14 protein-coding genes are annotated in these 10,592 nt (G+C 44.7%); 9 read left to right on the top strand and 5 right to left on the bottom strand.

Annotated elements, in window-relative coordinates; translation table 11 throughout:
- Positions 1 to 88: 88 nt before the first annotated feature.
- Together JHD69_RS03630 and JHD69_RS03625 are read right to left on the bottom strand one after the other, a co-directional pair.
- A complete protein-coding gene (locus tag JHD69_RS03630) occupies positions 89 to 652 on the bottom strand; it encodes an RNA polymerase sigma factor (protein ID WP_199137502.1) in 564 nt (187 codons plus the stop codon).
- Between the two features lie 220 nt (positions 653 to 872).
- A complete protein-coding gene (locus JHD69_RS03625; protein ID WP_199137500.1) occupies positions 873 to 1,400 on the bottom strand; it encodes a hypothetical protein in 528 nt (175 codons plus the stop codon).
- 97 nt (positions 1,401 to 1,497) lie between these two features.
- Between JHD69_RS03625 and JHD69_RS03620 the strand changes: the two genes are divergently transcribed.
- Both JHD69_RS03620 and JHD69_RS03615 read left to right on the top strand, forming a co-directional pair.
- Positions 1,498 to 1,719 carry a YdeI/OmpD-associated family protein gene (locus tag JHD69_RS03620; protein ID WP_199137498.1) on the top strand — a complete coding sequence of 74 codons (222 nt, stop codon included), beginning with the start codon at positions 1,498 to 1,500 and terminating at the stop codon, positions 1,717 to 1,719.
- Between the two features lie 38 nt (positions 1,720 to 1,757).
- On the top strand, positions 1,758 to 2,402 hold the full coding sequence (locus JHD69_RS03615) for a DNA-3-methyladenine glycosylase family protein (RefSeq protein WP_199137497.1): 645 nt from the start codon (positions 1,758 to 1,760) through the stop codon (positions 2,400 to 2,402).
- On the opposite strand, the gene JHD69_RS03610 is transcribed toward JHD69_RS03615, so the two are convergent.
- On the bottom strand, positions 2,389 to 3,006 hold the full coding sequence (locus JHD69_RS03610) for a short chain dehydrogenase (protein ID WP_199137496.1): 618 nt from the start codon (positions 3,004 to 3,006) through the stop codon (positions 2,389 to 2,391). The two genes, JHD69_RS03615 and JHD69_RS03610, sit on opposite strands and share 14 nt — an antisense overlap.
- Positions 3,007 to 3,209: 203 nt before the next feature.
- On the opposite strand from JHD69_RS03610, the gene JHD69_RS03605 reads away from it, so the two are divergent.
- The 4 genes from JHD69_RS03605 (at position 3,210) to JHD69_RS03590 (ending at position 6,770) form a co-directional block, all read left to right on the top strand.
- On the top strand, positions 3,210 to 4,385 hold the full coding sequence (locus tag JHD69_RS03605) for a glycoside hydrolase family 88 protein (RefSeq protein ID WP_199137495.1): 1,176 nt from the start codon (positions 3,210 to 3,212) through the stop codon (positions 4,383 to 4,385).
- An 11-nt stretch (positions 4,386 to 4,396) separates the two neighbouring features.
- The gene (locus JHD69_RS03600) at positions 4,397 to 5,629 is read left to right on the top strand and encodes a DUF2264 domain-containing protein (protein WP_199137494.1); all 1,233 of its coding nucleotides are present in this window, start codon (positions 4,397 to 4,399) and stop codon (positions 5,627 to 5,629) included.
- Positions 5,630 to 5,718: 89 nt separating this feature from the next.
- A complete protein-coding gene (locus tag JHD69_RS03595) occupies positions 5,719 to 6,423 on the top strand; it encodes an SMUG2 DNA glycosylase family protein (protein ID WP_199137493.1) in 705 nt (234 codons plus the stop codon).
- Positions 6,420 to 6,770, top strand: a complete 351-nt coding sequence (locus tag JHD69_RS03590; protein WP_199137492.1) for a DUF488 domain-containing protein — start codon at positions 6,420 to 6,422, stop codon at positions 6,768 to 6,770. Before JHD69_RS03595 ends, JHD69_RS03590 begins: the two co-directional genes overlap by 4 nt.
- Before the next feature lie 104 nt (positions 6,771 to 6,874).
- On the opposite strand, the gene JHD69_RS03585 is transcribed toward JHD69_RS03590, so the two are convergent.
- A complete protein-coding gene (locus JHD69_RS03585; RefSeq protein ID WP_199137490.1) occupies positions 6,875 to 7,636 on the bottom strand; it encodes a hypothetical protein in 762 nt (253 codons plus the stop codon).
- A 271-nt stretch (positions 7,637 to 7,907) separates the two neighbouring features.
- The gene (locus JHD69_RS03580) at positions 7,908 to 8,576 is read right to left on the bottom strand and encodes a response regulator transcription factor (protein ID WP_199137488.1); all 669 of its coding nucleotides are present in this window, start codon (positions 8,574 to 8,576) and stop codon (positions 7,908 to 7,910) included.
- A gap of 98 nt (positions 8,577 to 8,674) precedes the next feature.
- Between JHD69_RS03580 and JHD69_RS03575 the strand changes: the two genes are divergently transcribed.
- The 3 genes from JHD69_RS03575 to JHD69_RS03565 are packed head-to-tail and all read left to right on the top strand — an operon-like array spanning position 8,675 to position 10,522.
- Entirely contained in the window at positions 8,675 to 9,085 is a 411-nt protein-coding gene (locus JHD69_RS03575; protein WP_199137486.1) for a hypothetical protein, read from the top strand.
- Positions 9,082 to 9,726 carry a hypothetical protein gene (locus JHD69_RS03570; RefSeq protein ID WP_199137484.1) on the top strand — a complete coding sequence of 215 codons (645 nt, stop codon included), beginning with the start codon at positions 9,082 to 9,084 and terminating at the stop codon, positions 9,724 to 9,726. The genes JHD69_RS03575 and JHD69_RS03570 overlap by 4 nt, the downstream gene beginning before the upstream one ends.
- Entirely contained in the window at positions 9,716 to 10,522 is an 807-nt protein-coding gene (locus tag JHD69_RS03565) for a sensor histidine kinase (RefSeq protein ID WP_199137482.1), read from the top strand. Before JHD69_RS03570 ends, JHD69_RS03565 begins: the two co-directional genes overlap by 11 nt.
- Positions 10,523 to 10,592: the final 70 nt, after the last annotated feature.

The raw sequence follows: 10,592 nt of genomic DNA, 5'->3' as shown, positions 1-10,592 counted from the left end.
CCCCCCCCCCCCCCCCCCCCCCCCCCCCCCCCCCCCCCCCCCCCCCCCCCCCCCCCCCCCCCCCCCCCCCCCCCCCCCCCCCCTCTTTTCAAGCAGAAGCCGGCATACGAGATAGAGTACTGTCTCGTGGGCTCGGAGATGTGTATAAGAGACAGGTAGATACAGAAATCCCCAAACGCTCGCTGATTTCCTTATGGCTTAAACCCTCTATTTTAGACAATTGATATACCTGCCTGCTTTGTGGCGAAAGGGCTTCGATAGCCTGATTGAGGCAGGCATTTTTTTCTTTAAAGCTCAGCAGCTCTTCTGTATGGCTATAACTCTCTATGGTATTGGCAATCAGCTCCCTAGTTAGCTTTTTATCAAGTGCTACCTTTCGCAGGTAATCGTATACTTTGTTTTTGGCTATGGTAAACAAAAAAGACTTGAATGATTTTTCTACATCAATACTTTCTCTTTTTTCCCAGACCTTCAAAAAAAGGTCTTGAAGCAACTCCTTGGCCACCTCCTGGTCTTTCACCATGTGTATGATATTGCTGAGCAACATGCGGCTGTACAAATCGTAAAGCGAGCCAAAAGCGTTGCTATCCCCTTTCTTTAATTGCGAAAGAAGCAAAGAATGATCATCCCCTGTTTTTAGCGGTAAGCTCATAAACGAAACCGTTAAGCGACAATAAATATATAATTAATGGGATGATAAATTATAGGAACTAAAGTTATAAAAAATTAAGCAAGTATGAACTTCAAACCAACATTGCAAAACGGCTGGTTTGAAGGTTTGCGATATCCGTTCAACAAAAAAAGCCCCCTGCTTTACACAGGAGGCTTTTTAACCAAAGTTGTGCCCTTAGGGCACCAACATTTTTAATAGCTCAATCAGGTAGCCTTTCTATAAAAGCAATCGAAATTCCGTTAAAACAATCGTCGGCACAGTTGTTTTCTACATAGCCACAAGAAGAAATCATACCACTGTTTTTGGTTTCCAATGAAGTTTTCGCGTCTTTCCTTTTCAGGAGCCATACGGTTCTTGCCTTTTCGTATATCTGGTCTAAAGTTAGCGTTGCCGCGCCATTGGTGTGGGTATTCAGGCTGCCTTCCTCTTCAATCCATTGCTCCAGTATGGTAATTTGCGGCGTCGCACCGCCAATTACATTCTTAGCCACATAGGCACGCTTGATCACTTTTCCATTTTTTACGGTAATGATGGTTTCTGTTGAATAACCCGTCCACGAGACGGTATTAACCTGATACCGATAAGAATTATTAGTCGAGGTTTTAAAGTTAGTGTAGATTTTATAGCTGCGGGCAAGATCGCTTTCAAACGCGACATCGCTTTTTTTGCACGAAGCAAATAGCCCGGCTACAAGCAATAAAATAAAAAAGTAAGGGTTTCTTTTCATAAAGCTTAGGTTTCGTTTAAGGTTGTTTTATTCCCATACGTAAAGCAACTCGCTTTCGCTACAATTTGTCTTCCCGGAATTAAAATTAACTTTGTGCATGCTTAAAAAAGGAGAACATATTGAAGGGGTACCGGCCGAACTGCAGGCCCTTTTAAATCAGGATAGCGAAGCCCATACTTTTTTCGAAAGCCTGGCCAAGTCGTACAAACAAGGCTACTGCGATTGGGTAGGTTCGGCCAAACAAGAAGAAACCCGCAAAACAAGGGCTGCCAAGGCACTCCTTATGTTGCAGAATAAGCAAAAAACCTTAAAAACCTAATTTGCTTTGCCCGGCGAAACCAATAAACAGCTCATTCCATGTTTCCAACATTTAATGCAAGTAACTTCGAAGAAAACTGCCAAAAAGTAGCTTCCATGGATAAAGACCTGGCCCAGGTAATCAGCGAGCATGGTTATCCGCCGGTGTGGAACCGGCCCAATACTTTCGAATCGCTGGTGCATATCATTCTCGAGCAGCAAGTATCGTTGGCCTCGGCATTGGCTACCTTGAACAAGCTGCGCGGAAAAATAACCGTGATAAGTCCGGAAAACGTACTGGCTCTGAGCGACGAAGAATTAAAGGCTTGTTATTTCAGCCGACAAAAAACGGTTTATGTAAGACACTTGGCTCAAGCCTTGGTCAATGGAGCACTTAACCTAACCGAATTGGAAGGCTTGGCTGATGACGAAGTTCGGCAACGGCTATTGACGCTCAAAGGCATTGGCCATTGGACCGTAGATATATACCTGATCTTTGTGCTGAAACGCACCGACATTTTCCCCGTTGGTGATCTGGCTGCGGTAAATGCCCTAAAAAGAATCAAAAAACTAGACAAAGACACCACACGCGAAACTCTTTTGGCGCTTTCGACCCTTTGGCAGCCTTACCGCACCCTAGCCACCATGTTGTTGTGGCATTATTACCTCTCTTCGGCCAAGCCCAAGCAGGTTAATACACTTTGATTACCTTGCCTGTAACGATACCAAAAATAGATTTCTCGTAGGCCCGAGCTACTTTCCAACCCTCAACCGGAATAAACCCGGGGAAAATGTCGTGATAGCCCTTTGACTCGGCAAGCACGGTTGGGCTGATGCAATTGATCCTGATGGCTCTCGGCAATTCGTAGGCGACGGCTTTAACAAAACCTTCCACGCCACTGTTAACCAACGAAGCAACCACCCCACCCAAAATGGGCTCTTCAGACAAAATGCCCGATATCAGGGTAAAAGAACCTCCATCGGCAATATAGGGCAAGGCAGCACGTACCAAGTTGATTTGCCCCACCAGTTTGTTGCCTATCGAAAAAGCAAGTTCTTCGTCTGTAAGCTCACCAATCCCTTTAAAAGCAACCGATCCTGATGCATTAGCTACGGCATTGAAATGGCCTATTTTCGCAAAAAGCTCTTCCAGGCTTTTCTTATCCTGGATATCGGCCTGAAAATCGCCCGAGGTTCTCGATACCTCGATAACTCGGTGGCCTTGCTCGTGTATTCTCTTGACAACTTCTTGTCCAATGGTGCCGTTGGCACCAATCACCACTATGGTTAGCTTACCTTTATTGCTCATGTTCTTCTTTTTTACAAAGCTCAACAAATTTTAGGCAAATGATGTTCAGATTTATGTCAGTAATAGCTTGAGGTACCTGTTAAGTCCATATCAGACAAACGTTTGCGTTAAACATCTTATTTCAATTTGCTCTATATTTGGTTTAGGTCTCACCTAAAAACTACCGTATTGAGGTTAAAAACACAAATAAAACTACCTTTTAAATGAAGAAACCAATTTTAATCGCCTGCCTGCTTCTCCTCTCCGCCTTTGGCTTTGCACAAACCGAAATGAAACAGCTGATCGAAGAACAATTCAACTTTGCCAAGCAGCAGTATAAAGTAATGGATAAAAATATTCCACCGGGACTAACGCCACAAAGCTACGATGCTCAAAACAAAAAATTTATTGGGCAGGGCATCAAATGGTGGTGCAGCGGTTTTTACAGTGGGTCGCTCTGGTACATTTATGAACAAACCCAGGACGATGAAACCAAAAAAAATGCAGAAAAAGCACTCAAACTGTTAGAGCCAAACCAAACTTTTACCGGCAACCACGACTTGGGCTTTATGATGTTCTGTAGTTTTGGCAATGCCTATCGCCTAACTAAGAATCCAGCCTACAAAGCCATTATCGAACGCTCTGCCCAATCGTTGGCTACACGTTTCCGTCCGGCTATCGGCGCCATCCAAAGCTGGGACAAGAACAAGTACTGGCAATGTCCGGTTATCATAGACAACATGATGAATTTGGAAATGTTGAGCTGGGCCAGCGACAACGGTGGCGATCCGAAGTATAAGGAAATAGCCATCAAACATGCCAACACGACTTTAAAAAATCATTTCAGGCCAGATTTCAGCTCTTTCCATGTCATTGACTACAATCCAAGCAATGGCAAAGTGCTTAAAAAGGCAACCTGGCAAGGTGCCGCCAACTGCTCGGCCTGGGCACGCGGCCAAGGTTGGGCCCTTTATGGCTATACCATGATGTACCGCTTTACCAAAAACCCTGCTTATTTGAAACAGGCCAACGGCATTGCGCATTTTATATTGAACCATCCTAATCTGCCGGCCGATAAAATCCCTTATTGGGACTTTGATGCGGGTTTAATTCCCTATGCCAAACGCGATGCCTCGGCAGGTGCTCTCATCGCCTCGGCACTGCTAGAGCTTGGCCAATACAGCGCCAAAAATAAAACTGAATATAAAAAGGCCGCCGAAACCATGTTGCGTTCGTTGGCTAGCGATGCCTATCGAGCCAAATTGGGCGAAAACGGTGGTTTCTTGCTCATGCACAGCACCGGGGCACTGCCTTTGAACAGCGAAATAGACGTTCCTTTGGTTTACGCCGACTATTACTTTTTAGAGGCATTGGCCAGGTATAAAAAATGGTACTTATAAAATTTAGCGCAATGAAGAAATATACACTTTACCTGATGCTGCTCGTCCTTGCAGTGCCTGCTTGGGCGCAAAAAGGCAAAACAAAAGAAACCACCGGCGCACAAGACCGTGCCTTCTGGGTAAAAAGCCTTTATAAGATCTCGTATCCGGTTATCCATAACTTGGCCAACGGTACTTTAAAGGCCAACATGCCCTTAGAAAAAGGCAACAACTACAACCTCAACCTCAAGGCCGTTACCTATACCGAGGCCTTAGGCCGGACCTTGGCCGGTATTGCGCCTTGGCTCGAACTACCAGACGATGAAAGCGAGGAAGGCAAGCTGCGAAAAGCCTTCAGAGCCGAAACTTTAGCTGCCCTCAAAAATGCAGTTGACCCTCAAAATCCAGATTACCTTAACTTCAGAACCGAAGCCCAGCCCATTGTCGATGCGGCCTATGTGGCACAGGCCTTTTTAAGAGCGCCTAAAATGCTTTGGCAACAGTTAGACCCAGTCACGCAAAAAAGATACATCGAAGAGTTTAAATCGTTGCGGACAAGAACCGGCGCCTATAACAATTGGTTGCTGTTTGCCGCCATTACCGAAGGCTTTTTATGGAATATTGGCGAGCAATACGATCCGGCAAGGCTCCGTTTTGGCATCAACAAGCTCAACGAGTGGTACGAAGGCGATGGTTGGTACAGCGACGGCTCTTCTTTCAGCATGGATTACTACAATTCGTTTGTAATCCATCCCATGATGGTCGACCTGCTCAAAAGCATGATCGAAAAGAAAAGGGCCAGCGCTACCGATTACAACCGGGCTGTTGACCGCATGGCAAGGTACGCCAGTTTTCTGGAAAGAAGCATTGCACCCGATGGCACCTTTCCAGCCTTTGGCCGATCAATTACCTATCGCACCGCCGCTTTCCAGGCATTAGCTCAAACGGCTCTGATGGAGAAACTGCCCGAGGGCGTAAACCCTAGCCAGGTTCGATGCGCATTGACCAAAGTATTTCACCTCATGTATGAAGGCAACCAAAATTTTGACAAAGATGGCTGGTTGGTATTGGGCTTTAACGGGCATCAGCCTGAAGTAGCCGACGTCTATACCTCTACTGGAAGCTTGTATATGGCCACCTTGGGCTTCTTAGCCTTGGGCCTGCCTGCCGATAATAAATTCTGGACAGATCCGCCAGCACCATGGACATCTCAGAAAGCCTGGTCCGGACAAACGCTGCCAAGAGACCACCGAATTGAAAACTAACAAAAAGCCCTCCATCCAGAGGGCTTTTTCGTTTACTTTAGTTTTATCTTTAGCTTTAAATCCAGCTAATCCAATCAAAAATTTAGCCTATGACCTTTGCCGAAAAAGCCATCAATTTTAACCGTAGCCTCAGCTATACCGGCAAGACATTGCCCAAAGGGATCAGGGTGATGAACCCCTTTCTCGAATTTGAACAGACCATGGGTATTATGGAAACTTTTTACCATAAGTATTACAACGACAACCGGCAAAGGCATTTGATTTTGGGTATTAATCCCAGCAGATTAGGCGCTGGCTTAACCGGTATTCCCTTTACCGATCCTAAAAGATTGGCCAGCGAACTCCATATCAGCTACACCGGTCGCATAACGCATGAGCCTTCTTCGGTATTCATGTACGAAATGATCAATGCCTATGGCGGGCCAACGGCTTTTTATGGCGATTTTTACATCAATTCGCCCTGTCCCTTGGGTTTTACATCAGTTGACGCGCAGGGCAAAGAAAAAAACTACAATTATTACGACAGCAAAGCACTTTTGGATGCCGTAGGCGATTATACGGTTGAAACGTTGCATCGATTGATTTCATTGGGCATCAATACCGATTTATGTTTTTGTCTCGGGACCGGAAAAAACGAACAATACCTGAGCAAGCTTAACCAAAAACATGGTTTTTTCAAGAAACTGGTTGCTTTGGCGCACCCGAGGTTCATTATGCAATATAAATATCCGGCCAAGCAACAATACATTGATGATTACCTTGCCAAACTCGGCGCTATACATGAGCAATTATGAACATCAAAACCAAAAGAATTTATGAGGCCCCAAGCACAGCCGATGGCTTTCGTGTTTTGGTAGATCGGCTTTGGCCGCATGGCCTCAAGAAAGAAGATGCCCAAATTTCACTTTGGCTCAAGGCTGTGGCCCCTTCCAACGGGCTTAGAACGTGGTTTCACCACGAGGAAAGCAACTGGCCTACGTTTGTATCGCGCTATCGGGCAGAACTTCAAAACAATGAAGCCCTCCCTCAGCTAAAAGCATTGGCTGATGAGCACCAAACCGTTACCCTGCTTTATGGCGCCAAAGACGAAACACACAACCAGGCCGTTGTACTTAAACAATTGCTCGAAGGCACAATATAACAGAGGCCCCCAACATCCATCGGGGGCCTTGTTTTTTTAAGACTTTAACCTATTGTTGTGTGTTAAAATCTAGGGAGAGCTATTAAGGATAATTCTAGTTTCAATTAAATAAAGGCTAACAGGTTGATGTTCTCTTTTTTCCTTCTGTACAGTTCTTGGATCATTTCGCTTTCTTTCATTCTTACCGCCCAGGCAGGCCTTAATTCGAAATGAGGAACCGCAGTACTGTTTTTATTGGCAGAAGCACAGGTTAGCCCAATCGATTCGCCCAATTGAGCAACCTTGGCATACAAGGGCGATTGGTCTTTAAAAACGAGTTCGCCTGTCGTGTTTTTTTCAAAAATGCCCATATCAAAGGCGAGGCCGAAATTGCAGTTCGAAAAATTGCTTTGTGCATCGATAAAAATATGTTGCGATAGTTGGTGCTTTCTTTCTTTGGGTTGATCTTCCGCTTTTAATGCGTTGATCAGCCGGAGGCAGATACCCTGATCGGCTGCAATATGAATCAGCTCTTTGGCAAACGGAACCACTTCTTTAGGCATTTTCTTCAAAATGGTTTCATTGTACAAATCTTGCTGAGGCTCTTGAGCCAACGCATATTGGTACTCTTCGAGGCTTTCGGTATCGGCTTCGCTACCAAAAATTGCCACATAAGCCCTATCCAATGTTTTTGCACTCGGTTTTCCGTCGGCTTGGATTTGTAGTTTTTGTTGTATCGCCTTAATCAATGCGGCCTGACCGGTTTCTGTGGGCAGGGCATCAAACAATAGATCATAAATACCAATCCAAGTTTTAAGGCTAACAATGCCATCTACCTTAAGGCCAGCTTTGAGCTGTATGGCTTTAATTTTGTCTGAATTGTTCATTTTGGTTGAATATTTAACTCATACGATTGTCTGCTTTGGCCAACTCGCTGTTTGTGAACCAGTAAAATGGCAAACGTTTGGAGTAGCATTGCAATGCTAAGTGAGCACTTTTTTAGAAAAAATTCTAGCGTGGTTTTGCCCAAAAGGCCAATTGGGTAGATTTACTGAACAAACAGGTATTTTTACCTAGACGGGATTGACTAGTCAACAATTTAACCATTCAACAATGGCAATAATAGCAGCAATTTAATAACCCAACGATAAGAATCTGCTAACTAAAAAAATCTTCCAGGTCAATGAGGTGATGTTTGAGGGCGTAAAGTACCAGCCCGGCAGTATTGCGGCTGCCCGTTTTAAGCAACAGGTTATTGCGGTGCCCTTCCACTGTGCGGTTGCTCAAGAAAAGTTTTTCGGCAATTTCGCTGCTGCTCAGCTGTTTGCAGATCAGGCCCAGTACTTCGGTTTCGCGGGCAGTAAGCTTATTTTCCTGTTCTAAGCTCAGCACTTGAGCCTTTCTTACTACACCTTTGCGCATAATTTCAAGCATCGGCATGGTAAAATAGAAATCGTTTTTAAAAACTTCCCTAATGGCCTGCTCTACTTCTTCGGGTTCGGCATTTTTGGCCAGGTAGCCATTGGCGCCGGCTTGTATAGTCGCTAAAATGAAATTTTCGGCCTCATGCACCGTAAGGATGATGACCCTGATGCTCGGATATTTTTCCTTTAAGATCTTTAAGGTTTCCAAGCCATTCAATTCAGGCATCGAAAGATCGAGCACAATGATATCCGGTTTAACCGTTGCCTGTTCGCAAAGCTCCAAGAGCTCCCTGCCATTTTCGGCCTCAAAAAGCATGCTCATTTGGGCAAAAGAACCGATTAGTGCGGCCATTCCTTTCCTGAAAAGCTTCTGATCGTCGGCTATGGCAACATTAATATTCATTGTCGGAAATTTTAGGCTGAAAGTAGAAAAAAAAGTAGTCAAAACCCTTATTTTTTTTAATTTCGAGGAAATTAATTTATTTAAAGCTCAGTTAAATTATGAATTCTACAATTAACACCCCAACCATTCCCCTGCGCGACGCTCAACTTAGAATTGAACGTTACAGACAACAATTATCGGCCTATGTTCCTCAAGAAAATCTGCCTTGCGCCATCTTGATTCCGATCGACGATCTTTTAGCCATCATCAAACAATATGAGACGGTTGACGAGGAAGGAAACATTACCAATAAACTAAGGGGTGTTCGCGCCTATTTTGCCGTAAAAGCCAGCGACCAAGAATTACCAGACGACATTACCGCGCTGATCGTACCTGTTGACTTGCAAGGAAACGACGTGGTGGTTAACCCTGACAAACTTGGCGGCGTTGACGACACCGAGATCTACGACTTTACCAAACCATGTCCTACCGAATGCGACGTTAAGAGCCCATTGTACGACCTTCCATGATCTCAATCAAGTACCTGTTTTATACCATCATCGTTCCGGGAAGCATCTTCATACCGCTTTTGGTATTTGTGCCGAGGTACAAAACTGCAAAAAAGGAAGAGCGATTGCTCTTTTTTTACCTGATTACTGCAGGCCTGATCAATTTGGCAGCCATTATTTTAAGCTTGTACGGCAGGCCCAATCTGCCCCTGCTGCATTTGTATACCATTATGGAGGCTACATTTCTATTGGGCTATTTTCAGCTGATCTTTAAAGAACCATTCATCAAAAAAGCCATTGGCCTGATCATGGTACTATTTCCGATCATCTGCATACTCAATTTCAGTTTTTTGCAGAGCTTATATACTTTTAATACCTATACAAGACCTTTAGAAGCCATATTGATTACCTTCTTTTGTTTGTTGTATCTCTATAAAAGTGGGTTTGCCGAAGATTGGATAAAACAGCCAACAAGCTGGTTTAATGCGGGGATTTTGATATATTTCCCCGCTGCTTTTATCATTTTTATCCTTTCTAACTACATGTTGGCCAGTAAAAACGTAGCCATGAATACCATTGTATGGAATGTTCATGCCGCGTTGGTGCTGCTCATGTATATAGTTTGGGCAAGGGGCTTTAGGCTGGCTGGCAATGGGCGATAACCTGTATATTCTCATTTTTTATAGCGTAATTGGCGTTTTAGTCATCGTTACGTTTTTTCTGGTGCTCTACATACGCAACCAGAACGTAATCTGGCAACAGCGCAAACAATTTCAGGAAACTGAAATCCAGCAACAAAAGCAATTGCTAAACGCCGTTATCGAATCGCAAGAATCGGAACGCAAGCGCATTGGGCAAGACCTGCACGATGAAATTGGGGGCACCTTATCGGCCATGAAGCTGATGCTGGGTGCCCTTAAGCAACAGGGCCTCATTAGCGAAGACAACATTTTGCCTGTTAAGGAACTGATTGATAAAATGATCAAGGATGTACGCCACATTTCGCACGACCTTTCTCCTCCCGGATTGGCCATGTTTGGCTTATACACCACCATAGAAGCCTTTGTATCGCTCATCAACAACACGGGCAATATCGAAATCGAAATTGAACACGAGCCTTACGTTGAAGAAAGACTGTTGGCCGAAAGAACGGAACTGGCCTTATTCAGGGTCATAACCCAACTCATCGCCAATTCTCTCAAACACGCCGATGCCACCCACATCAGCCTTTCGTTTAAACCGAGCAATACCGCACTCGAAATTGGCTACACCGACAACGGAAAAGGCTTTGACCTGGCCATTTTAAACCAAAGAAAAGGCATAGGCATGCAAAACATAGTGAGCCGCTTGCAAATGGTTGAGGCTGTCTATACCCTCGAAACCAGTCCGGGCAAAGGCTTTAAAATGGCCATCAGTTGTCCTTTAGACAAAGAAGCCGAGACGGCAACAGCGCTATAGCCTGCCTTTTTTAAGAAAAAATCCAATTTCCCCTTCCTAAAACCTGTCCATCCAAAAACCCAAGCGCTTT

Origin of the sequence: Pedobacter sp. ASV12 (genome assembly GCF_016429155.1) — a bacterium.
In the GTDB taxonomy this organism is placed as follows: domain Bacteria; phylum Bacteroidota; class Bacteroidia; order Sphingobacteriales; family Sphingobacteriaceae; genus Pedobacter.
This window is presented reverse-complemented; position numbering and strand designations above follow the sequence as displayed.

Coding starts and splice junctions, on each gene's coding strand:
- JHD69_RS03630 (WP_199137502.1), bottom strand. CDS start 652: ATGAGCTTACCGCTAAAAACAGGGGATGATCATTCTTTGCTTCTTTCG.
- JHD69_RS03625 (WP_199137500.1), bottom strand. CDS start 1,400: ATGAAAAGAAACCCTTACTTTTTTATTTTATTGCTTGTAGCCGGGCTA.
- JHD69_RS03620 (WP_199137498.1), top strand. CDS start 1,498: ATGCTTAAAAAAGGAGAACATATTGAAGGGGTACCGGCCGAACTGCAG.
- JHD69_RS03615 (WP_199137497.1), top strand. CDS start 1,758: ATGTTTCCAACATTTAATGCAAGTAACTTCGAAGAAAACTGCCAAAAA.
- JHD69_RS03610 (WP_199137496.1), bottom strand. CDS start 3,006: ATGAGCAATAAAGGTAAGCTAACCATAGTGGTGATTGGTGCCAACGGC.
- JHD69_RS03605 (WP_199137495.1), top strand. CDS start 3,210: ATGAAGAAACCAATTTTAATCGCCTGCCTGCTTCTCCTCTCCGCCTTT.
- JHD69_RS03600 (WP_199137494.1), top strand. CDS start 4,397: ATGAAGAAATATACACTTTACCTGATGCTGCTCGTCCTTGCAGTGCCT.
- JHD69_RS03595 (WP_199137493.1), top strand. CDS start 5,719: ATGACCTTTGCCGAAAAAGCCATCAATTTTAACCGTAGCCTCAGCTAT.
- JHD69_RS03590 (WP_199137492.1), top strand. CDS start 6,420: ATGAACATCAAAACCAAAAGAATTTATGAGGCCCCAAGCACAGCCGAT.
- JHD69_RS03585 (WP_199137490.1), bottom strand. CDS start 7,636: ATGAACAATTCAGACAAAATTAAAGCCATACAGCTCAAAGCTGGCCTT.
- JHD69_RS03580 (WP_199137488.1), bottom strand. CDS start 8,576: ATGAATATTAATGTTGCCATAGCCGACGATCAGAAGCTTTTCAGGAAA.
- JHD69_RS03575 (WP_199137486.1), top strand. CDS start 8,675: ATGAATTCTACAATTAACACCCCAACCATTCCCCTGCGCGACGCTCAA.
- JHD69_RS03570 (WP_199137484.1), top strand. CDS start 9,082: ATGATCTCAATCAAGTACCTGTTTTATACCATCATCGTTCCGGGAAGC.
- JHD69_RS03565 (WP_199137482.1), top strand. CDS start 9,716: ATGGGCGATAACCTGTATATTCTCATTTTTTATAGCGTAATTGGCGTT.